The sequence below is a fragment of the Paraburkholderia sp. BL21I4N1 genome, assembly GCF_002973525.1.
Lineage (GTDB): Bacteria > Pseudomonadota > Gammaproteobacteria > Burkholderiales > Burkholderiaceae > Paraburkholderia.
The window spans coordinates 581900-603599 of sequence record NZ_PVEN01000002.1 but is presented as its reverse complement, the minus strand read 5'-3'; the positions used below and the strand labels follow the sequence as shown (position 1 = coordinate 603599).

Below are 21700 nucleotides of genomic sequence, written 5' to 3'. Positions count from 1 at the left end.
GGATGGGTATTCAAAGCGCAGCGGCCGGCGAGGTCGCACAACACACGCCGATGATGCAGCATTATCAGGGTGTAAAATCATTCATCGTTGATTTATAAGGATTTTCTCTAGTATTCACCCCCTGTATTTTGGTTGTGAATACGCCGTGGTTACAACCACCTGGCCGCTGATGGCGAGAAACGGGAACCGCCCACCGGTCGGACCTGGCGCTGTTTTCCGCCCCACGCCGCCCGTAATCACCAACCCACCGTGATTACTTTAGGGGCCGTGAGCCTTGTAACCACGCCCCGAATCGTGTAATCACGGATTACCCCGAAGCCGTTGGTGGTGTCCCGACTGGGCACTCAGACCGGTCGATCGCCCGGGTATGATCGGCGTCTCCCCTCCACCACGCTGATCCCGCATGCCGATCGACAACTGCATCCACACCTTCGACGAACTGGCCGCCAAGGTCCTTCCCGCTCACCTGGAACGGTTGAAGGCCGCCCTCCAATCACCGATGCCGGCCACCGAGTTCGTGGGGTTCAAAAGCGCCCGCCGCGAACTGCTCGCCAAACTCGGGCACTCCACCGACTTCCCCGGCTGCTACGTGTTCATCGACAGGGAACGCCCGGTGTATGTCGGGATCTCGCGCGGTGTGGTCAAACGTCTGGTGCAGCACCTGAACTTCGAATCGCACTTCACCGCCAGCCTGGTCTACAAGATGGCCAGCGAGGATTTCCCGCACGAAATGAAACGGGACCAGGCGATGAAGGACGACCAGTTCCGTGAGGTCTTCCTCACGGTCCAAGGCCGCCTGCGGGAAATGTCGGTCGCCTACGTCCAGATCGACAACGACCTTGAGCTGTACATGTTCGAAGTGATGGCGTCCATGCACTTCGACACGGACACCTGGAACACCTTCCGCACCCACTGACCGGTGGTCAGGGCCTTACCTGCCCTACTTTGCGGTGCAAGAAAGCAGTTGTAAGACCCGAGGCGGTTAGCGTTGTTGGAGATTTTTAAGCCAACTTCGATAAAATCCGCTCGAAATCGTGCCCCGCATCGTCTATCGTGGGCATCATGCGGAACCCTCGACCGACCTGCCCGAACGAAGCGTGCGTGAACCACACGGATGCGCCCGCCGATTTCTACTGGAAGAAGGGTTACCGGGTCACCAAGCACAACGGGCAGAAGGTGCCTCGCTACCAGTGCAAGACCTGCCTCACGTCGTTCTGCGCAACTCGGACCAAGCCGCACAAGCAGCACCACCGGCCGGACTTGAATCGCCGGATCCTTCAGATGGCGGTCTCGGGCGTAACGTTCCGCCGGATGGCGCTGATCCTCGATTGCCACCCAGTAACCATCACACGAAAGATCCGCTACCTGGCGAGACAGGCCGAGGCCGTCCACAAGGACCACCTGGCCACAATCCAGACCACCTACGTGATGATGGACGAACTGGAAACGTTCATGCACTCGCGCATGAAGCAGTTGAGCGTCCCGATGGTGATCCGGGCCAAGACCGGTGAGGTGCTGGCGTTCGACGTGGCCCGCAAGCCGAGCAATCAGCCCAAGGGCAGGACGCTTTACCAGTGGCACGTGGACGAGCGACCGAAGGTCATGCGTCGCGTTCTGCTTCGGATTCGACCTGCGCTCGCGCCAAGCGCTACGATCGCCACCGACGGCAACGCCTCTTACCGGAAATAGATCAAGGCGAACCTGCCCGGTGTGCGGCACACGACGTTGAGCACGCCGCACGACGATAGTTTCGATCCGTTGTTCGCGATCAACCACACGTTCGCGAAGATGCGTAACGACCTGGCCCGGCTCGGTCGGAAAACATGGACCACCTCAAAAACGATCGACGGATTGCGCGATCACCTGTGGCTATGGGTAGCCTGGAAGAACGGTTACGACCTACGGTAACGACAAAGCCCACCGCGTGGGTGGGCCGTAGTGACGGTGGGCTGGAATCAGCGGTGCTTACGCCCGTTTTTTACCTTGGTTTCCGTCGGCACATCTTGAACAAGTTGGTGCTCCGCCTGCCATGCTTTCCACTCCGTCCGCGGATTGGCGGGATTAACTTTGTCCGCGCATCGTCGAACGGCGTAATCCGCCCCGACTTTGATCAAGTTGCGAAGCTCGGTCCCGCTGGTGGATCCCTGCGGGTATTTATCAAGGATGCCTGCTTTCTTGGCGATTTTTTCCAAATCAGCAACAACATCCGGATGACCCTTCGGGGTCTTCGTTTCATGTTGGCGAGTAAGTGCCGAGTCACGATTTGTGCGTTTCATTTCAGCCCGAAGAATGGCGTTTTCCTTCGGGACTTGAAGCAGGGCCGACGTGGCCGTCAAAGCCTTCTCTACGTTGTCCATGAAAATCGGACACTCATCTACCCAGTCGATAACCTTCTGGTTTCCGAAGTAAGGGAACGTTTCGGGGTTGTTGCTTGCCCATGCGTTCAGCGTGAACAGAACGTGTTTCATGACTTTACGACCACGCTCGTCATCCGCAGGGTAACCGGCCTTCATCAGGCGGTCGATCGACCCCTTGATTTCCCGCGCCATTTTCCCTTCGAAGTTGATCTCCTCAGCCCCGAAGTGCCATGCCGTCAAAAGGGTTGACCCCTTTTTCAGATCCTGCATCAGCATAGGGTCCATGACGCTGAAGAGCATACTCGCATGGCGCATCACCGCCAGGTCATCCGCCTGGGTCACCAGAAGGCTCACATCCTCGCCGCGCATCCGTCCGATCTCTTGGATCGGCGTCGATCCTGCGGAGATCACTTGCAACTTTGCGCCCGGCCTTTGTTTCAGAAGTTCCAGGTATTCCCGGTAATGGCGGGTGAGCGATTCGGCGGTTTGCTCGGCTTTCTCGGCCGTGCCATTCATGGTCATGTAGCCAGCGATCAGCAGCGGTTCGCCATCAGCAGTGCGAGACCACACCTTGGCATCGGCTCCATTGCGACTTGCTTTGTGCAGGTCGCCCGGCTTCATCATGTTGACCTCTTCGACTCGTGCGATCAGAGACGTCACGAAAAGGTCAATCTCTTTCGGCGTAGCCTCGTCCGAAATCACTTTGTCCAACAACTTGAAAACGTTGCTCACCCCCACGTGCGCCTTTCCGGTCTTGACGAGTTCGAGGTCACGCTCGAAATCGACAGACATCGCATATAAACCAGCCGCGAGTCCGAGCTCCGATTTGAACACACGCTTCGACGCTTTCAAGGCGTATAGGAAGCAGGTATAGATGTCGCCGACCGTTTTTGCTTGTTCCAGCAGTTCGCTGTAATCGAGCATCGAAATTTTATCTTGGCCGTTCGCGTCGTCGATCCAGCGATTCATCTCGTGCGAACGCATGGCCTTGGAGGTCAAATCTTTCCGTTCCTCCAACGTGCGCGCCATCAGGGCGAACAACAGCGAACTGGGCGGAGGCGTTTGATCCTTCACGGCAACGCCGACGATGGCCTTGGCGTTCTCGGGCGTTGCACCACTCTCGATAATGATTTCTTCGGTCTTCTTGCGACTGGTGGCCCGGACAGTGGTGCGAATCTGTTCACCCCCGGCGGCCGCTTGGCGGACCGCTTCTTCTTCTTGCCCGAGGTGCATGTCGTCGTAAACTTCGCCGGCGAGATCACGGAACTCGGACGGGGTGGTCGGTTTGTCTTTCCAGGCCATGGGGTGAATCCTTGGGAGATGAGGGGTTGATGATGTGACTGCTGAATCCAGTTTAATGGCCTACCAGGATTGCGCAACAGCCTGGCCGATAGACCGCAGGCCATATGAAAACGGCGGCCCGCGGGCCGCCGTTAGTCGATCACGAAAGTCCCAAGTTCTTGATGCTTTTTGCACCGCAAAGTAGGGCAGGTAGGTCAGGGCCTGCTCACATACGCCGATGGTTCATCGGTATCTGCGCATCAAGGCAGGCCCCCTATCCGCGTCCTTCTGCCGCACGCTGTCGCTATACTGTGCGTACAACACGAAGGAACAATCGACATCGGGGGCGGGGATGAAGGACCAGCAACGCAAAGGCCGGGGCCTGGCCACGTGCCTGACGGCGATCGTGGGGAGCACCCTGCTCCTCGCCGGGTGCGGTGACCGCTCCGTTTCCGGGTCGTACGTCGCCCACTTCGGCAACCAGGCCGACCTCCTCCAAATCACCGAAACACCTGACCATCGTTTCACCGGCACGCTCCGCCATGCTGGGCTGAAGAACGACGGCACCCTGACGTCGAGCAGCGCGAACGTGTCGGGCTCGGTGGACGGGAACAGCCTCACCCTCACCGTCCTGGAAACGCCCCTGCCCATCGGGCAGGACTTCAGCGGGACGGTGACCGGAAGCGGGATCGACCTCACGGTGGCCAACGGTGCCCAAACCGGGGTCGAGCGCTTCGCCAAGGGTCAGCCCTCCGATTTCGACGCCGTGGTGACCCAGCTCAACCAGGCGGGTCAGCCGATCATCGCCGCGCGCCAGCGGGGCCAACAGGTCGGTCAGCTCAACCGCCAGGTGAACGCCCTGACGGACAGCCTGAACGGTTTTGTCGCGAGCGCCCACCAGCACCTCGAACGCCTGCCCAAGGCCCAGGCCTATTACGATCACGCGGTGACCATCGAGCAGGCGAAGCTCGATCGCGCCCAGCGCCTCGAAGCCACCGGGAACGGTGTCGCGCAGGGTCAGGCCGGCGTCATCGTCGGTCAGATGGGCGTCGACAAGTCGCAGATCTCGATCGCGGACGATTCGATCGAACGCGTGCAGACCGACGCCACGACCGCGGAGAACACCCTCAACGCTCGCATCGCCCAGTGGCGTGGCTCCTGCCTGGACGGGAGCGCCGTCAAGGTCGGTGACGTGATCCCGGACATGGGACCCTGCAAGGGCCTGGCCCGCGCCGTCGCCGCCTACAACGCGGTGCTGCCCCCGCTGCACAACGCGCTCGCCGCCGCTGCCCAAGCCAAGGCGCACGGTCACGCCCAGCTCGCCACCATCTGGCAGGCCGCCAACAACCTGCACTGATCCCGCCACGCCGCCGGCAACCTGTGCCAGGGCACCCTCACCCCAATCCCGGTGAACGTGCTGCCCAGGTGAATCCAGACCCGACCCGTGGGGCCGGTTCACAGCCCCGCCCCGTCCCGATCCGGCCGCCCGTGCCAGGGCGCGGGTTTCTGCACCTTTTTTTCGCGCAAATCGCCCGTAAAATGCAGATTGAGTCATCAGTTACAGTTTGGGTCATCTACAAACGCCTGGCCAGACGCCACACTTCACGTCATCCGATGACGTGGTGGGAGATTCTGGTTTGGCTAAGGCGGTTGACGAGCGGAGCACCAAGGAAATGGTCCAGGGGATCGGTCAGCGGCTGGCCGCTGTTCGTCGCGCCCGCGGCTGGACCCAAGCGGTGCTCGCCGACAAGCTCGGTCTGGAAAAGGAGAGCGTCTCGCGCCTCGAGGGCGGGAAGGTCGCCTTGTCGATCGAACGGCTGGTCATGTTCTGCGACGTCCTCGACGTCCCGATCGAGGAAATCCTGACCTCTGCCTCGGTGCACCCCACCGACGAGGCCCGCACCCTCATCGCCTCGCTGAAAGGGCTGGCCCCGGCCCAGCGCGCGATCGTCCTGAAATCCGCCCACCACCTGGCGGCGCTCCTGAAAAAAGAGAAGGACCCCGCCCGGGACTGAGCCCGACCCGCGCAGCACCGGCGCGAGCGCGTTACCCTGTCGGCTGAACCGGTGCCCCCCAGGAGGTCGTGCGATGTGCGGACGGTACAGCCGAGGTCAGGGCGACCTCTTCTACGTGGTGCCCCTCGCGACGGACGAGAACGATCCACGCCTGCGCGGTAACGCGGACATCTTCCGGCCGAGCTGGAACGTGTCCCCCGGGAGCCAGCAGCCGGTCATCACCCCAGACGGCCCCCGTCTGCAAACGTGGGGCTACCGTCCCGCCTGGGCGGTCGAGCGCAAGCAAAAAATGCTCATCAACGCACGCCTGGACAAAGCGTCCAGTTCCGCCTGGAAGTGGATGTGGAAGGCCCATCGTGTGCTCGTGCCCTGCGACGGCTATTACGAGTGGACGGGCGACCCGGGCCGCAAGCAGCCGTGGTTCATCCAGACGACGGACGGTCCGCCCACGTATTTCGCCGGGCTGTCCAGCGTGCGCGAAGGTGCCCCACCGCCCAGCTCGCCAGGAGTGGTCGACGGGTTCGTGATCGTCACGGACGCCGCCTCGGGCCTCCTGGGCGACATCCACGATCGGCGCCCGTTGGTCCTGACGCTGGAAGAGGCGAAGGTGTGGCTAGACCCTGCCACCACCTACGAGGAAGCCGTGCACCTGGCGAACAACGCGGTGAAGCCCTCGGAAGCGTTCCGGTGGCACAAAGTGACGCCCGGGATGAATCGCAGCGGTGGCGGGAACGACAGCCCCACGTTCAACGATCCGATCGACGATTGACGGACAAAGGCCGGCACAATGCCGGCCTTCATCACGCTGCAGCAGCCCTTCCATGCGGAACCGGGCCTGTTCGCGCCGCGTTTGCGACTTTCCCACACCGGTGCGATACCTGTCTAGGTTGACAGGATGGCCCCGGGAAAACCCGCTGTGCTACATTCCTCCGACCAAAAGGAAGGGAGGTATGCTGCATGGGTTTTGCGTTCATCCGTGAAGGCGATACGACCTCGCACGGCGGCCGCGTTCTCGCCTGCACGCCCACCAACATCGTTGATGGCCGCCCACTCGCCCTGCTGGGTGACCAGGTGTCGTGCCCGAGGTGCGGAGGGGTCTACCCGATCGTCGGGGTGAAAAACCTGGGCATGACCTTCGACGGTCGCCCCGTCGCCTCCGAAGGCGACACCACCGCCTGCGGGGCCTCGCTCATCGCCAGCCAGGGCACCGCCACCGCGGAACCCACCAGCGGTCCAGGCGGGTCCATCGGCGGGGGCAAGAGCGTACTGTCGCAAGCCAGCCAGGACGCCACCCAGCGCGGACGCTTCCAGGTGATCGACGACGCCACCCGTCAGCCGCTCGCCGGCCATCCCTACACCGTCACAGCCTCCGACGGTCGGGTGGTCCAGGGTAAGACGGACGCCAACGGGTTCACCGACTGGCTCGAAGGGCACCAAGCCTCGGCCCTGTCGTTCCACCAGCCGGGGACCGAGGCATGACCGGATACGCCTCGGGGTCGGCGCCCGGTGGAATGAGCCCTGACGGCCAGACCACCCAGGTCGGCGCCGGCGCGTCCCGCCTCTCGCCGAAGGACCGCGAGGTCCTGTGCCGCACGTTCTGCAAATGCCGACAGATCGGGGTCGCCACCAAGTCCGGACGCGTACAGCGGCAGCGGTGCGTCGAGCAGCGCTTGGGCCTAGCGAACGAGGTGTCCAAGATGGAAACGGGTGCCCCGACGGAATACCGCCCGGAACAGCCGTACGACATGACCACGGACCCGCCGTCCCCGATCATGGACGACAGCGCCCCGCTCGAGCCGCACCCGAGCGTGCGCCAGTGGATCCGGGACGTGTGGCCCAGCAAGGGCAAGGCTTACCAGTCCGGGGACGTGCGCCGGCCGGACGTGGTGATCGTCAACGACCCGACCCAGCCGCCCGTACAATCGAACATCAAGACGGTCGTCGAAATGAAGTTCCCCGGGGACCGGTATGGTCCGGATCAGGAAGCGGACTACGTTGAAATCGCGGGCGGTCATTCGAAGTTCGCCCACCTCGGTGCCACCGAGTGCGGGTGCGGCGACGACGACGGGGAAAAGCAAACGTCCTCGTCGAAGCAACGCGCCCCTCAGTCCGACCTCGACGAGCTGTACGGTGGTGGCAGCAACGCGCCGGGAGGCCCACCGCTTGCGCCGGTCTCGCCAGGCCCTGCCCCGTTCCCTGCTCCCCTCTGGTAAGTTGACGCCATGACGAACGATCAAATCGAAGCATGGGCCAAGGATCCGCGCCGCGCGGACACCATGCCCTACGGGCTCTACGAGCCCCCGCACCGCAAGGGGATCACCGGCGCAGCGCTCGTGGTCCGGGGCGTCCTGTATTTCCGCAACGGTTCCAGCCCCGAGGTCCGCAAGGCCCTGGTGAGCTGCTTCGAGCAGTACAGCGCGGTGATCGAGGAGTACCACCACGCCAGCGAAGTGGCCGCTGGCCAGGAACCGTCGAAGACCGGCCCCCTGCGCTGGCTCTACGCGGAGGGTGAGGACCCGACCGCTTACGAGCCGTCGGGATTCGAGCGCCTGGCCAAGTCGGTGCCCCCGAACGAGACCCTGGCCGTGGCCCTGACCAGCGCGGACCACAAGCTGGCCACCGGGTTCTACGACTTTACGGTGTTCGCGCTGAGCGATTGGAAGGCCGAGCGCAAGCGCGGTCTGGACGGGGTCTCCTTCACGGTGCCCCGCGCGTTCCTCGTGCACCGCCCCGCCCGGTTCCAGGCGATGTTCAACGCGTTCGCCCAGGCCCTGCCCATCGTGCACGGCCACGCCGGGTTCGCGGTGAACGTGCCCCCGATGGGTCGCCGGCCCAACGAAGCCAGCGAGTATTTCTACGCGCGACGCTTCGGGCCCGGGATCGACGTGGGCGACCCCATGCGCTCGAACGTCCGCAAGCTCTACACCAGGATCAAAACGGTGGACTGGCTGAACGCGCTCGACGCGGAGCTGGTCCGCGAGGTCGGCGGTGCGTCGTCGCTCGCGCTGCCGCCGGACTGGTTCATCCGCGAGCCCTTGGGCGATGGAGGCCTGATCATCCAGGCGGGTGCCGCACCGGAGACCGGGATCTCGGACGGCCCCGGCAAGCCGGTCCTGCCCCCGGCCGCGTACGTGATCCTGAACCAGGCGTTGCGCCCGATCGTGGCCGACACGATCGACACGTTGCAAGATGGGACGCTCGACAGCACCGCCCCGCTCCTGAGCACCGTGGTGGCCACCGAAGGATGGCTGCGCCGGTTCGACGTGCCGGAGGACCAGATCAACGCCTGGTGGGTCGAGCTGCACAAGACCCCGAAGGTGACCGACGAGCGCGCCGCGATCGAGGAGCTGACCAACAAGCTCCGCGAGCGGATGGGCCTGCCTGGACGTTCCACGTAGCACCCATGGGAAGGGCCAGCGCTTCGCTGGCCCTTCGAGCAACGAACCGGAGGGAGGAGGTCGCCGGTCCACTGCTGTACGACCAGGCTCTCATGGGCGCAGGTCCTCGTCAAGCCGTGCCCAGGCACGGCTCCCCCTGATCCATGCAAACCCGTACCGCCGTTCCAGGTGGCCCACCTGCTCGGGCGTTACGCGCACGACCATCTGCGCCAGTTGCACCTCCAGCCCGCAGCGCCGCAGCCGGCGGGCGATGCGTCGCGCGATCCGCAGCGGGACCAGCCGGCATTTGTGCCCGACGGTGGTGCCGATGACCTGGCCGGTGCGGTAGTAGCGGACCGAGTACAGGGTCCGGGTCTTGGGGGTGCGGGTCGTCTTGGTGGTCATGGTCGTTGTCCTCGAATGAATCCCGGGGAGCACGTCCCCGGGGGGATGGTTGGGTGCCGGCGATCAGCACGCCGCCCGGCGTTGCCGGTCCAGCGCCTTGGCCGGGCTTTCGAGCAGGTAGTCCCGCGCCAGCGTCGCCATCACCGCACGGGGTTCCGTGTCGGACGCGCCCACGCCGTCCAGGCGGTCGGCCACCTTCTCCCATTGCTCCAACGCGTAGCGGTGCGCGTCGATGATCGACACTGGGTGCAGGCCCGACATCAAGGCCCAGGCTTGGGTCAATGCTTCACCGGCCGCCGTGCTGAGCATGCGCGCCGCCTCGTCGCGCCCCGGGTTGTCGTAGAGGTCCCATGCGTCGGCGCTCAGCTCGACGGTGATGCGGGGAAGGAACTGGATGGTCATGGTCGTGGGTCTGTCAGGGGTCGGGGTGGACCGGACGCCGCGGCGCCCGGCCGGGGATCAGTTCTTCCAGATGTAGAGGAAAAACGCGTCACGATTCGAGGCGTGCGGGTCGAAGCCGAAGAGGCACTCCAGGCCCGGGGCGATGACCACCGTCATGCCGGTCTCGATGCTGCCCGGGCAGTCGGTGAACCACTCCAGCCCCCGCTCGATGTATGGGCTTTCTGCAGCCTCGCGAGTCACATACACCGGACCGCCCGTCAGGTCGTAGCGCAGGCAGGTGTCGCGGTCGAGCTTCACCACATCTGCTTTTTGTTGAGCCGGGATCGAAAAGGGAACGTCCTGGGCCAGGACGTTCGTGGTCGCGATGCGTTGCTGGGTGCGGGTCATGTCTGCTCTCCTGCTGAGTGGGTTCTGCTTCCCGTTTTCGCCGTGACGTGGGAAAAGCCCAGCCCGGGACCCGGGGCCAGGCCGTCGCCGGATGCCGCATGCCCGAAGGGAACGGGAGAGGACGACGAGCGCCAGCGGTGCCTTGCCCCAACAGGGGAACGGGCTGGGCTACACGTCGGTCGGGAGGCGAAACGGGAGCGGTCGCGCAACAGGGGAATGGACCCGCACCCAGCGTGGGAACGAATCGCGATGCCGTAACGCCGTGGTCGTGCGCCCGTGCCGGGTCACGGTGGAAAGCTGGTCGGGGTGGTGGTGCCAAGCCGTGCCCAGGCACGGCGCAACGCCTTGCAACGCGCTCCAGCGTGACGCCTGGCCGGGCATGCCGTCATGCTGGGCGAGCCGAACGAGGACCCGTCCGAGGGTGGTGCCGGACCCGAGGGGAACACCCGGGGCCGGAGGCCCCTGCAGCTCGCTCACGCGCCCTCGCCCAGGGGATGACGTCGTGCCCGCGATCGAGGCCGAAGGCCTGCCGTTCCGTGCCCGGTTCCCCGGGCGGTGTTGACGTTGGCGGGACGCCCCGCGTTCCGCTCCCCCGCTGCCAAGGCCCACCCGCAACGGGACCTGGTAGCGGCCGGTCGCCCGGCCGCCGGATGCTTCCGATCAGGTGGACCAGACCGCGTCCACGTAGAGGCTGGGGTCCAGCAAGGGGCCACCGGCCATCTGCTGGTGCCGCGCCAGCACCCCAAGCTGTGCCGCGGCCGGCTCGTTCTGGTCGAACACCATGAACGTGCCCGTCAGGCCCGCCTCGTGCGCGCCCTGCACCGCCTGCAGGTGGTGCTTCTCGGCGATCAGGTCCTCCTCCGGGACGCCCCGCAGGCACGTCAGGTGGAACTGCATCTTGCCCTCGGCGTTCGTCGCCAGCACGTACATCTGGATCGCGTACGTGCCGTCCGGCAGGCGTTTGGCGCTGTTGGTCGTCATCGGTTTCTCCTGGTGGTGGTCGTCCCCGTCAAACCGTAGCGTGCGGGGACGGGCCGTGCCTGGGCACGGCCTGGGGTTAGCTGTTGAGCCACTCGTCGTAAGACTTCACCCGCCAGCCCAGCGACTCGGCGTTCGTCCTGTAGATCTCGTACTCCGCGTCGTTGCTGCCGCGCGACTGGGTCTGCCAGTCGGCCCGGGGCATCAGCCGGGGATCGTCGCCCGTGCGCGCCGCCGCGTCCGCCGTTTCGGTCTCGCCGTCCGGCTGATCCTGCGGCACGTCCCACGCCTCGACGGTGCACTCCTCGATGTTCAGCCCCGCCGGCGACACGCCCGGGTCCAGTAGCTCCTGGATGCACGCCTCGAAGTTCGGCGTGCCGTCCTCCTCCGTCAGTTCTTCGCGCGCCGCCTCCGGGCTCGCGTAGAACACCTGCCCCGTCGGGCCCGGGCGCACCGCGCTGGCGATGGCGGCTTCGAGCAGGGCTTTCGGGTCCGTCACCTTGACGGTCATGGTGATGTCGAACGTCTTCATGGGCTTGGTCGCCTCGTTGGTGGTCATGCTGTTGATCTTCAGCGGGGTGTCGCCACCCCGCCGGGAAGCCTTACGCGCGGTTCATCGCATCGCGTTGGCGGCCGGCCATGACTTCGAGCTGACGCCCAGCGGTGCTGTTCTGGTCGAAGACCATCATGGGCCACTTGTAGCCCTCGTTCGCGGCCTTGCGGGCGGCCTTGCCGTGGTGCTTCTTCGCGGCGATCTCTTCTGCCGTCGTGCCGACCATCGCCGTGAAGAACTCGGGGGTGCCGTCCTGCGTCGTCGCCAGGACGAACACGCGGACCTTGACGTAGCCGTCGGTGGTGCTCGCCTTCGGTGCTGCCGCTGGTTGCGCTTCGGGAGCGCTCGTACCCGGGGTGCCGGTCGTGCCTGCGGTGGCGTCCGCCACGTCGGCGAAGGTCGTGTCTGCTGCCGGTGCTGCTGCGGTGCTGGTCGTCATGGTCTGCTCCTGGGTGTTGACGTTGGAAACTTGCTCTTTGGAAGCCTTGGGGCGCGAGGAACGGCGCGGGGTGGCTTGTGCGTTGGTAGCGGTGGTGTCGGTAAGGTGAGCCATGGTGTTTCTCCTTCTCAGGGTGGGTTGAGTTCGTTTGCTCTTCGGAGCCGCCTTGACGCATAACCAGGACGGACAGGCCACCAGGGCCAGGGCACGACCGGATGCCGCACGCGCCGCACGACCGGAGGGAGAAAGGGGAACGGGAGAGGACGTGGCAACGCTGCGCAGCACCCTTGCCCTACCAGGTGGACAGGCTGGCCTATGCGTCGGAGAAAGGCGGACCGGGGAGCAACGAACGTTTTCAACACCCCTGAGCCCAGGGATCACCGCGCCACGTTTGACACCACCGCCGACGTGCCCTGGCACGGCGCTGCTGGGCGCTGCATTGCCCAGCGGTTGGTCGTTGACGTCAGCGGAGCACCGACCGGATGCTTCGCCTCACCGCTCGGAGCGGCCCTCCGCGCTGGACGGTTCGAGCGCCGCCGTTCCGCCTCACCAGGCCGTCCCGGCCGCCCCTGGGTTCCGCGGGCTCCGGCGGTTGAGCGTATGCAGCACCGGAGTGGCGTCGATAGCGATCCGTGGCCGAATCGCCTGCCCGCGCCGTTCAGCAGCCCCGCACCGCGGGGCGCCCGTCGTCAGGTCTTCTGCCCGCCCTGCTTCATCGCGTCCAGCTCGGCGAGCATGCGGGCCCGGGCCTCGTTGTTGATCTCGTCCATCCGCTGCGCGATCAGCGCGCTGTCGATCATCGTGCCCAGACGCTGGGTGTCGGGGTAGCTCCAGCCGTGGGCCATGCAAAGCACGCCCTTGAGCATCGAAAACTCGTTGTCGTTGCCCCGGAACCCGTCGATCAGGGCCTGGGTCCGGGCGGTGCGTGCGCTCTTGCGTGCCATGGGGTCGTCCTCGTGGTTGGTGGTGCGGTGCCCCCGCCGTCGCGGGGACCGTGGGGGTCAGGCGGTGGCGGCCGGCGCGGTGCCGTCGCCGATCGCGTGCCGGTTGAGTTCGATCAACCGGTTGGCGACCATGGTGGTGTCGACCGTCCGGTAAAACCGGATGCGGTCCGCGTCCGGCCATTTGTGGGCCATCGTCAGGACGCCCGCCAGCATTTGGGCCTCGTTGGCGGAGCCGCGGAAGTCGTCCAGCATGGCCTGCGTGCGGGTGGTGCGTGCGTTCTTGCGTGCCATCGTGTTCTCCGTTGTTGGATGGGTGGACCCGTGCCGTGGCACGGATCCGGGTGAATCAGTGGGTCTGCACGTCGCGCGATGCCCAGTGCGCCGCTTCCTCGGTCTCCCGATGCGCCTCGGTGGCGGCCTCGGTCATCAGCTCGATGGCCACGCCCTCGAGGTACGCGTCGCCGTCGCTCTCGATGCCCCACAACGCGTGCCCGTAGTCGTTCGCCACGAGGCCGTCCAGGTCCTCGTCGTCGCCCAGCAACGTCACGACCACGCCCACCCAGTTCCACTGGTCTGCGGCCCAGCGGCGCAGGTGCTCGAAGTCCAGACGCACCGCCTCGGCGCGCACCTCGCCCTCGGTGAGGGGTTTGCTCGGGTCACGCCCGGGGACCGTCACGGTCTCCGTCGCGCGGCGGTGCTCCTGCATCAGGCCGCCGAAACGGTGGGACACGGTCGCTTTGCCAACGGGGCGGCGCACCACGCGGTCCTTCGCCAGCCGGGCGATCAACGCCTGACGCTGCGCCTCGGACAAGCCCCAGCCCTCACGCTTCGCAATCCGGTTGGCCTCGGCCACGTCGTAGAACCGCTTGCTGCCGTGGTCGCTCGAAAGGACCCACTCGCCCGGGCGCTTGTCGCGCGTGGTCCAGTCGCTCACCGGGCCGTGGCCGTCCTCCTCGTCCCACGGGGCGCCCTTGTCGTCGTCGTTCTCGACGTTGACCCGGAAACGGTAGGTGTGGCCGTCGATCGTCAGCTCGCGCACCTCGCCGTCGAAAACCCAGCCACGGGTCGGGGAGACGGCGGAGATGGTGGTGGTCGTCATGGTCGTGGTCCTCGAATGTGGTCAGTGGGTCAGGTGGTAGTCGTAGATCGCCCAGTCGTAGCGGCCGGCCAGTTGCTCGGCGTAGGCCACGGCCAGCTCGTGGGTCGCAAGGTCCGCCACGCACGCCACGCCGCCCTCCACCTCGTGCAGGTAGACGGAGAAAAACTGCGGGTTCTGGTTGTCCACCTCGCAGCAGCTCTTCGCCGGGTCGATCAGGTCGATTTCCTCGCGGACGCCCTGAATCTCGATGGCGTCGAAACGCTCGGGGGTGCCGTCGATCACCTCGGTGGCGTAGCACCCGTTCTTGAACGGTTGCGCCGTTGCCGTGACACCTGCTGTTTGGTGAGCCTGGGAGGCGAAGGAACCGTCGCGGTTTGCGCTGTTCGTGCCGGTCTGTGGGTTCGTCGTGGTCATGGCTGTTCGTCCTTTCCGTGGGTTTCTGCTGTCTGGAGCCGCCTGACGTCGAACAAGCCCTGCCGGGACCCGGGGCCAGGCCGTCGCCGGATGCCGCACGCCTGACCGACCACCAGGAGGGAAGGACCGGGAGAGGACGACGAGCGCAGCGGTGCCTTGCCCCACCAGGGGCACGGTGTTGGGCTAGACGTCGGTTCAAGGCGGACCGGGCAGCGACCGCGGAAAGGTGTGGACCACGCGCCCACGGGGGAGACCGGCACGGCGCGGCGAGCAACGCCGCGGGACGTTGAGCCGTTCGGGGGTCAGCCGTTCGGGGTAGGGTCTGCCCGTGCTGTGGCACGGATCCAGGCCACCGGGAACCCACCAGGGGCCCGGCTGGTCCCGCCCTGCTGTTGCCGGTGCTTGCGCGTGCCCAAGGGGTGCCACGGCACGTAAGAAGTGCTTGCGTCGTCCCGCGAATCTTGAGAAGCTCGGGCTTTCAGCACCAACGGGATTTCAAGGGATGGCGACGACAACGGAAGCGATGGACCTGGCCGACGAGGGGGCTGTCAAGCGGACCCGTGCACCGCGGGGTCAGCCCATCCCCGTGAAGCGCGTCCACGGCTACATGTGGAAAAAGGACAAGGACGCGTTCGCGCACCTGACGGCGCAGAACGGTCTGCAGATGACCGAAACGTTCACCCGGGAGGTCGAGCGGTGGCTGTCCGGGGCGTTCGAGCTGGAAGTGGTCGAGCTGCCGGACTTCAAGACGCCGCGCGACGACTGGCCGGGCCGTCAGCCCAAGCCGAACAACGCCAAGGTGGGCGTGCGGTTCGTGGCGGACCTGCCGGAAAAGGTGTACAAGCGCTTCAAACTGCAATGCGTGAAGCTCGATTGTTCGATGATCGAGGTCACGTCCGCGCTGATCCAGCGCTGGAACGCGGAGCACCAGTAACGACAAAGCGGGCCGTAGCCCGCTTTGTTCTTGGTGCGCCCTCCTCCCGACGCGCTGTCATACCGGGACCGCCTCGCGCGGTGCCGGTTCCACCAGGGCGTGGGCCAGCAGCCACGCCTCGTCCAGCGGATGCGGTGCCGCGTACGGCTGGAACGACGCGTCCTCCTCGTGGAACGAGCGGATCAGGTCGTCCGCCGCCTCCCGGGCGTTCTCCGCCACCGGGTGCCGGTCGAAGTAGGTGTCCCGATCCTGCGCCAAGCGCTCGGCCATGCCCGGCTTGAACGCGAACCAGCCCGCGTCCACGCCCGCCTGGTCGACGTCGAACAGCACACGCAGGACCTGTTGCAGGACCCAGGGCGAGCCGAACTCCGCCGCCCGATCACCGAACGACCAGGCCGGCATGTCCCGGTTTCTGGGGTGCAGGGTCAGGAAGTACGACGCGCAGCCGTCGTCCCAGCCGGTGAATCCGTACCGGTCCCACTGGTCGAGGGTCCAGCCGTTCAGGTCCACGAGCCCCTTGTCCGGGGGAAGAACAAACACACGCGACAACGAAAGACGCGACATTTCAAATACCTCCAACAGGTGGTTTGGGTAGGTGGTTGAGCTGGCCCAGGGGCCTACTGTTTTTCCAGGATTGCACACAAATCCGTTTTTGCAAACGTAACGATGACGGTCTCACCGTCGCGTGGCGTCAAAACCTCGGACACCACCCGATCCCTCCGCCTTCGGCCATCATCGCGTACCCACGGGTTCCCGCTCACGTACACGCGACGCGGACCCGCCATTTCCGGCAATCCCTTTCCCCTCAAGGCTTTCGGAACATGTTAATCCGTGCCACGGCACATGTTGACATCATATCCGTACCCGTGGTTACATGCGACTCATCCGTGCCACTGCACGGTTCCGTTTCGGTTAAGACGTGCCACGGCACACCCAAAAACAAGGATACCCTCATGAAACCGATGACCATCGTTGCATGCAGCACCAAGGGCGGTACGAGCAAAACCACCACGTGCGTGAACCTGCCGGACGCCATCGCCCAGGAGCTGGGCGTGGAGCTGGGCACCGGATTCGACGCGCAGCTTTTCGACCTGGACCCCCAGATGTCCGCGAGCGAATGGCACGAGGCCGCCGGCGCCGGTGCCCGTCCGTTCCCGGTGCTGGCATGCCCGCGCCCCACGCTCGACCAGTTCCTGGCGACCGTGCGCGAGCCGCGCGATCTGCGGGTGTTCGACTGCCCGGGGATCGAGGCCTCGAACCCGGCGACGATCGCCGCCGTGCGTGCCGCCGATTTCGTGCTGCTGCCCATCCAGCCGTCGGCGTTCGACATGTGGGCCAACGCCAAGCTGGTCGACCTGGTGCGCACCCGGATGGACATCACGGACGGGCGCACGAAAGCCGCGTTTCTGATCACCCAGGCGTCGCCGCGCTCGCGCCTAGCCCGCCTGACCCGGGAAGCGTTGCAGGAAACGGGGATCCCGGTGCTGGACACGGTGATGCACGCCCGCAAGAGCTACGTCGAAGCGGCGGCCAACGGGGTGACGGTGTTCCAGCACTCGGACGCGCAGGCCCAGGCCGAAATGCGCGGTGTGGCGCGCGAGGTCCTGGCGATGCTGGCGACGTGCCATGGCACCGACCGCGCCGGCCTGGCCGCGGCGTGAGGGGGTGCCTGTGAAAACGACGCTTTCGTTTCAACGCCCCAGCGCCCGCAAGGCCCAGGACGAGAAGCCCGCCGTGGTGGTGCCCCCGCCCGCGCTGCGCTTGGTCCGCACCCCCGAAGAGGAACGCAAGGGAAACAACGCCGCAGGGAGCACCCGGTTCCACGTGCGTCTGCCGATCGCGCACAAGCGGTTCGTCGAAGCACGGGCGGAGGCGTCGGGGTCCACGCTCACGACGCTGTTCCGTGGGCTGCTGGAGGACTGGCTCGCCGGAACGGTGACCGTCACCGTGCCCTCGGTCGCGCCCACCGAGGACCGGGAACGGTTGAGCCTGGACCTGCCCACGCCGCTCTACCGCCAGGTGAAGGCCAAGGTCAGCGCCGACGGGCACCGCCTCACCGACGTGACCGTGGGGCTGATCGAGCGGCTGATGGCCAGCGCGCGCCGTCGCTGACGCGCACCGCCCCTGTACGACAAAGGCCCGGGAAACCGGGCCTTTTGCATGGGGCGGACGATCAGCGGGAACGCCCGTATTCGTAGTCGTAATCCCGCTCCCGGCGCAGGCTGCGATCCGCTTCCAGCTTGCGCTGCTGCTCCTGCGCCGGCGTCGGCGGGAGCGCACGGGTCGCCGCCTGCTGCACCGCCTGTTCCGCTGCGCGCTTCGCCACCGCCAGGGCCTCCGCCTTCTGCCGTGCCTCGTACGCGGCCCGTGCCGCTGCCTTGCGGGCGTTGATCTGGGTCATGGACGCCACGAACCCGCTTTGCGCCTGGGTGGCCGTCGCCTCGCGCTCGTTCACCGCGTCACGGGCGCGCAGCTCCGCCGCATGCTGCGGTTCGCCGCCCAGACGACGGCGCGACGCTTCCTCGTTCTCCGCCGCCTGAGAGATCCCGCGCGCCTTAAGCGCCTCGCGTTCCTCGGTCCGAGCCGCGGCCTGCTCCGCCTCCACCAAATGAGCAGGGATCTTGATCGGTTCGAGACGACGGGACGCCCCACGCTGCTGCGGGCGGATCTCCTTCGCCTCCTCGCGGGTGATCTGCTTCACATCCATCGTGGTGACGTTCAGCGCCTGCTCGGTGAGGGCCTGGGCGATCCCGCCGCGGCGGGTGCCGTCCTCGTCGATGGTGCCCAGCAGGTCCTCGTCCAGGCCGTAGATGCCGTACTCGGACTTCATCCGGGTCATCGCCACGAGCGCCGACTGGTTGTTCACCATGTGCAAACCAGCCGGACCGACGAAGTGGAGAACTTTGTCGATCGACTGGCCCTGGGATTTGTGGACGGTGCCGGCGTACGCCAGCATGACGTCGGGGCAGTCCTTGGTGTCGAACGACACGTAGCGCCCGTTCTGCTCTGGGATGTCCGACACCAACCGGATGGTCATCAGGTGACTTTTTTTGTCGTCGGACGGTCGAAGCTGGGTGATGATCCCACCCTCGCCGTTCGACACGCCCAGGTCGTCGTGCTTTTCGGTGAACAGCACCTTGTCACCGGTGGCCACGATCTCCTGCCGCCATTCGTCGTTGACGATCAGCCGCACGCGCTGGTCCTCGCCCAGGAGCCCCCGCTCCTTGAACCCCTGCCGGATGTCCTCGTTCATCTGCTGCACCTCGCGGTTGGTCCCGCAGATCACGATGGTCTGCGCGTAGTCCCGGTTGAAATCGTTGAACTGGGAGGTGTCGATCGACACCGTGTGCTTCTTCTGGTTCAGATCGGCGGGCGTAACCTCGACCTCGACGAGGAACCCCTCACCGTTTTCGTTCAGCTCCATACCCTTCACCACGCCGGTGTCGTTCGCGTGGATGCCCAAGGCCTTGTCGCCCACGCCGAACACCACCTTGTCACGAACGGACATGTCCACGTCGCGCAGTTCACCACCCACCATGAGCTTGACGGTTTCCGGCTCGCCCAGGCCCTCGGTCTTGAAGTAATCGTGCACCAGCAGGGCCCGCGCTTCGGGTTCGGTCTCCGAGGTGCGGATGTGACCGTTGGCCAGGTATCGCGCGAAAATCCTGGAGCCGTCGCGCTCGTCGTACAGCATGTTGGCGGTGATCCGGTCGCGCTCCTCGCGCTGCCGGCGGATCTCCTTGAGCGCATGCTCCTTGATGCGTGCCTGCATGATCCGGAAGCCCGACCCGGCCCCCACCGGCTGCAACTGCAGGTGGTCGCCCATGAGCACGAGCTTCGCCCCGGCCTTGTCGCACAAGTCCTGCATTTCGGCGATGCTCTGGGAGGTCTGCATGCCGGCTTCGTCGATGATCAGCATGGTCTTGCTGTCCAGCGGGAGCTTGCCGTTTTTGATCCGGTGCAGGGTCGTGCGGGTCGAGTAGCTCTCCACCCCGCTCTCGCTTTGCAGCTTCTTGGCGGCCTTCCAGGATTCGGACACGCCGATGATCTTGCCCCCAGCTTCTTCCCACGTGATTTTCGTGGCAGTGAAGGACGTGGTTTTGCCCGTGCCGGCACGTCCCGAGATGATCGCGCAGCCCCCCGTGTCCGAGCAGATGTAGCGGACGCTGCCTTCCTGCTCGGCGTTGAGCTTCAGGCCCGGGTTTTTCGCCTGGAACTTCGCCAGACCGGCGTCGACCTGCTCCTTGGTCAGTCGGATGGACTGCTCGTCAGCGCGAGCCCCGGCCTTCTTGATGATTCCGGCCTCCAGGTCCACCATGGCCTGGGAGGCGTACCGTGCGATGCCGGTCTTCGGGTCGTGCTCGAACGCCAGGACGCGTTTCACGTCGTCCAGGATGGCGTCGGTCTTCTCGATCACGCCGCGCATGTCCAGCCGGCCCACGTATTCGAACGCGACCTGCTTCATCAGCTCGTAGCGGTTGAACAGGGACGACGCTACGTGGACGGTTTTGAGGATCTCGTCGTCCGACTTCGGGGTCATGTCCTGCTGCTTCTCCTGGCCCTTCACGGGTTCCAGGTCCTTGTGGCCCAAGTTCGACACCACGCCGGGTGCCAGCAACTGGTCGACGGACTGGTAAGCGTCCGGGTTGTTGCGGCGGCGCTCCTCAAACTCCTGCGTCCAGATTTCCCGCAGCTCCTGGATGGACGGCTCGTTCTTATCCTTGCGGGTGCGTTCGGCGGCCTGGTCCTCGGTGACCTCGGGGTGTTCTTCCATGTACTGAAGAATCGCCTGACGACGTTTGCTGTGCGCGTTCCGGCTCACCTCGTCGATGCCGGCGATGCGGTAGAAGACATCGCCCGTCTCACGGCCCTTCGCATTGAGCTGGAGGTGCTTGTTGACCTGGAAACCCATCTCCTGCATTCGATGGGCCAACTCGTTGCGGTACACCGCCCCCGCTGCATGCTTGATCGCCAGCAGCGTGCTCTGTTCGAGCGTGGTGATGTGCTGCTCACCGTGTTCATCCGTCCAATGAACCATGTTCATGATGATGAAGTGGGTGTGCAGGTTCGGGTCCAGATCCCGGTTTGTGAAGTGGGTCACCTCGGCCGCGATCATGCCCACGTCGCGGACAACCACCTTACCGCCCTGTCCGACGCGGGTGTAGATCTCCGATTCGACAAACCGCATGGCCGCCCGAGCCGCTTCCTGATGAGCCTCGACGATCGCCTCACGTTTTTCCGGCGAGTTGGTCGGGTCCGCTATCAACATGGACACGCCCTTCTCTGCGGTCGCCGTGAAGTCGTTCGCCGCCCGGCGCCCTCGCTTGCTGCTGTTCTGTACCCCCTTCGTCCCGTCCGGGAGCTTGCCGTTCAGGAGGTTCAGCAGAATGTCCCGGTCGACGTGCCCGGTAAGACTAAGCGCTTCAGCCCCCTTTCCGAACCAGGCGGTCTGGTTCTTCTCCTTGCCGTCCGCGGTGATGTAGTAGACCGCCTCCTTCGCCATGAAGTAGTTGATGATGTTGTTACCGTTCTTGTCATGGCCCTTCGGGCTCAGCGACGTCGACGTAAACATGCTTCCCTCCTATATAGTATGTCTGTGCCCTGGCACGGATGGTTCGAAGGCCAAAATCGCCGAGTTGGATCCAGGTTACTGACGAAAATGAGGGCGTCAAGCGCCCCCCATGCGCGAGCCCGCCCCGCTGGATCAGTCGGTTTCGGTCGCCTCGTCCGGATGCTGCGCAGCGCTTTCGTGGGCTTCCTGACCGGCGCGGATCTTGGCCCACGCCTCGGCCACGCGCTTCTTCCGATTGCGCAGCGCCCGAACGTCGCTCTCCAGAAATGCGTAGGTGAAGAATGCGATGACCAGGAGGGCCACGGACACCGGGGCTTGCCACCACCCGTGGCTGAACCAGGCCATGACCACGCTGCACGCCGCAATGCTGACGATGCGCTGCACGTCGTCGGTGTCGACCCCGTACTCCTGGTTCGGGTTGAACTCGACCACAAGGCTCGCCACGCTGAGCAGCAGGACGACGCCCAGCAGGAACAGGTTGATGAGATGCCAGGTGGCCATGGTCGCCTCCGTCGGTGGTTGGGATGTACCCAAACCTAGCGG

26 protein-coding genes are annotated in these 21700 nt (G+C 65.3%); 12 read left to right on the top strand and 14 right to left on the bottom strand.

Annotated elements, in window-relative coordinates; translation table 11 throughout:
* Positions 1–403 precede the first annotated feature (403 nt).
* The 3 genes from B0G83_RS09080 (at position 404) to B0G83_RS09070 (ending at position 1908) form a co-directional block, all read left to right on the top strand.
* Positions 404–916 carry a hypothetical protein gene (locus B0G83_RS09080; RefSeq protein ID WP_219849010.1) on the top strand — a complete coding sequence of 171 codons (513 nt, stop codon included), beginning with the start codon at positions 404–406 and terminating at the stop codon, positions 914–916.
* A 185-nt stretch (positions 917–1101) separates the two neighbouring features.
* Positions 1102–1689 carry a hypothetical protein gene (locus tag B0G83_RS09075; RefSeq protein ID WP_105507091.1) on the top strand — a complete coding sequence of 196 codons (588 nt, stop codon included), beginning with the start codon at positions 1102–1104 and terminating at the stop codon, positions 1687–1689.
* A 36-nt stretch (positions 1690–1725) separates the two neighbouring features.
* Positions 1726–1908, top strand: a complete 183-nt coding sequence (locus B0G83_RS09070; RefSeq protein WP_146120196.1) for a hypothetical protein — start codon at positions 1726–1728, stop codon at positions 1906–1908.
* A 47-nt stretch (positions 1909–1955) separates the two neighbouring features.
* Here the strand turns inward: B0G83_RS09070 and B0G83_RS09065 are convergent, their stop codons facing one another.
* Complete coding sequence (locus B0G83_RS09065) at positions 1956–3659, bottom strand: hypothetical protein (RefSeq protein WP_105507089.1); 1704 nt, start codon at positions 3657–3659, stop codon at positions 1956–1958.
* A 331-nt stretch (positions 3660–3990) separates the two neighbouring features.
* On the opposite strand from B0G83_RS09065, the gene B0G83_RS09060 reads away from it, so the two are divergent.
* The 6 genes from B0G83_RS09060 (at position 3991) to B0G83_RS09035 (ending at position 9051) form a co-directional block, all read left to right on the top strand.
* The gene (locus B0G83_RS09060) at positions 3991–4995 is read left to right on the top strand and encodes a hypothetical protein (RefSeq protein WP_105507088.1); all 1005 of its coding nucleotides are present in this window, start codon (positions 3991–3993) and stop codon (positions 4993–4995) included.
* Between the two features lie 280 nt (positions 4996–5275).
* On the top strand, positions 5276–5653 hold the full coding sequence (locus B0G83_RS09055; RefSeq protein WP_105507213.1) for a helix-turn-helix domain-containing protein: 378 nt from the start codon (positions 5276–5278) through the stop codon (positions 5651–5653).
* 73 nt (positions 5654–5726) lie between these two features.
* Positions 5727–6422 carry an SOS response-associated peptidase gene (locus B0G83_RS09050; RefSeq protein WP_105507087.1) on the top strand — a complete coding sequence of 232 codons (696 nt, stop codon included), beginning with the start codon at positions 5727–5729 and terminating at the stop codon, positions 6420–6422.
* 188 nt (positions 6423–6610) lie between these two features.
* Positions 6611–7132 (top strand): PAAR domain-containing protein, encoded by a 522-nt coding sequence (locus tag B0G83_RS09045; RefSeq protein ID WP_105507086.1) that lies wholly within the window; start codon positions 6611–6613, stop codon positions 7130–7132.
* Positions 7129–7866: a VRR-NUC domain-containing protein gene (locus B0G83_RS09040; protein WP_105507085.1), complete on the top strand. Its 738-nt coding sequence runs from the start codon at positions 7129–7131 to the stop codon at positions 7864–7866. Before B0G83_RS09045 ends, B0G83_RS09040 begins: the two co-directional genes overlap by 4 nt.
* A 9-nt stretch (positions 7867–7875) precedes the next feature.
* Positions 7876–9051, top strand: a complete 1176-nt coding sequence (locus B0G83_RS09035) for a DUF3396 domain-containing protein (RefSeq protein WP_105507084.1) — start codon at positions 7876–7878, stop codon at positions 9049–9051.
* 90 nt (positions 9052–9141) lie between these two features.
* Here B0G83_RS09035 and B0G83_RS09030 read toward each other — a convergent pair whose 3' ends face one another.
* From B0G83_RS09030 to B0G83_RS08985, 10 genes are all read right to left on the bottom strand, one after another.
* Positions 9142–9435, bottom strand: coding sequence for a hypothetical protein (locus B0G83_RS09030; protein WP_105507083.1), 294 nt, complete (start codon positions 9433–9435; stop codon positions 9142–9144).
* 63 nt (positions 9436–9498) lie between these two features.
* On the bottom strand, positions 9499–9837 hold the full coding sequence (locus B0G83_RS09025; protein WP_105507082.1) for a hypothetical protein: 339 nt from the start codon (positions 9835–9837) through the stop codon (positions 9499–9501).
* A 57-nt stretch (positions 9838–9894) separates the two neighbouring features.
* Entirely contained in the window at positions 9895–10224 is a 330-nt protein-coding gene (locus tag B0G83_RS09020; protein WP_105507081.1) for a hypothetical protein, read from the bottom strand.
* Positions 10225–10884: 660 nt separating this feature from the next.
* Positions 10885–11205, bottom strand: coding sequence for a hypothetical protein (locus tag B0G83_RS09015; protein ID WP_105507080.1), 321 nt, complete (start codon positions 11203–11205; stop codon positions 10885–10887).
* A 76-nt stretch (positions 11206–11281) separates the two neighbouring features.
* Complete coding sequence (locus tag B0G83_RS09010; protein ID WP_105507079.1) at positions 11282–11761, bottom strand: hypothetical protein; 480 nt, start codon at positions 11759–11761, stop codon at positions 11282–11284.
* Positions 11762–11804: 43 nt separating this feature from the next.
* The gene (locus B0G83_RS09005; RefSeq protein WP_146120195.1) at positions 11805–12308 is read right to left on the bottom strand and encodes a hypothetical protein; all 504 of its coding nucleotides are present in this window, start codon (positions 12306–12308) and stop codon (positions 11805–11807) included.
* 575 nt (positions 12309–12883) lie between these two features.
* Positions 12884–13138 (bottom strand): hypothetical protein, encoded by a 255-nt coding sequence (locus B0G83_RS09000; RefSeq protein WP_105507077.1) that lies wholly within the window; start codon positions 13136–13138, stop codon positions 12884–12886.
* A 57-nt stretch (positions 13139–13195) separates the two neighbouring features.
* On the bottom strand, positions 13196–13429 hold the full coding sequence (locus B0G83_RS08995) for a hypothetical protein (protein WP_069745000.1): 234 nt from the start codon (positions 13427–13429) through the stop codon (positions 13196–13198).
* A gap of 55 nt (positions 13430–13484) precedes the next feature.
* Complete coding sequence (locus tag B0G83_RS08990; protein ID WP_105507076.1) at positions 13485–14237, bottom strand: hypothetical protein; 753 nt, start codon at positions 14235–14237, stop codon at positions 13485–13487.
* Between the two features lie 21 nt (positions 14238–14258).
* Entirely contained in the window at positions 14259–14651 is a 393-nt protein-coding gene (locus tag B0G83_RS08985) for a hypothetical protein (protein ID WP_105507075.1), read from the bottom strand.
* Positions 14652–15153: 502 nt separating this feature from the next.
* Between B0G83_RS08985 and B0G83_RS08980 the strand changes: the two genes are divergently transcribed.
* Positions 15154–15585, top strand: a complete 432-nt coding sequence (locus B0G83_RS08980) for a hypothetical protein (protein ID WP_008647852.1) — start codon at positions 15154–15156, stop codon at positions 15583–15585.
* 57 nt (positions 15586–15642) lie between these two features.
* On the opposite strand, the gene B0G83_RS08975 is transcribed toward B0G83_RS08980, so the two are convergent.
* On the bottom strand, positions 15643–16149 hold the full coding sequence (locus tag B0G83_RS08975) for a hypothetical protein (RefSeq protein ID WP_105507074.1): 507 nt from the start codon (positions 16147–16149) through the stop codon (positions 15643–15645).
* Between the two features lie 389 nt (positions 16150–16538).
* Here B0G83_RS08975 and parA point away from each other — a divergent pair, with 389 nt between their 5' ends.
* Positions 16539–17246: a ParA family partition ATPase gene (gene parA, locus B0G83_RS08970; protein ID WP_105507073.1), complete on the top strand. Its 708-nt coding sequence runs from the start codon at positions 16539–16541 to the stop codon at positions 17244–17246.
* A 10-nt stretch (positions 17247–17256) separates the two neighbouring features.
* Positions 17257–17697 (top strand): hypothetical protein, encoded by a 441-nt coding sequence (locus B0G83_RS08965; RefSeq protein ID WP_146120194.1) that lies wholly within the window; start codon positions 17257–17259, stop codon positions 17695–17697.
* 61 nt (positions 17698–17758) lie between these two features.
* Here B0G83_RS08965 and mobF read toward each other — a convergent pair whose 3' ends face one another.
* Positions 17759–21157 carry a MobF family relaxase gene (gene mobF / locus B0G83_RS08960; RefSeq protein WP_105507071.1) on the bottom strand — a complete coding sequence of 1133 codons (3399 nt, stop codon included), beginning with the start codon at positions 21155–21157 and terminating at the stop codon, positions 17759–17761.
* Between the two features lie 132 nt (positions 21158–21289).
* Positions 21290–21658 (bottom strand): hypothetical protein, encoded by a 369-nt coding sequence (locus B0G83_RS08955; protein ID WP_105507070.1) that lies wholly within the window; start codon positions 21656–21658, stop codon positions 21290–21292.
* Positions 21659–21700: the final 42 nt, after the last annotated feature.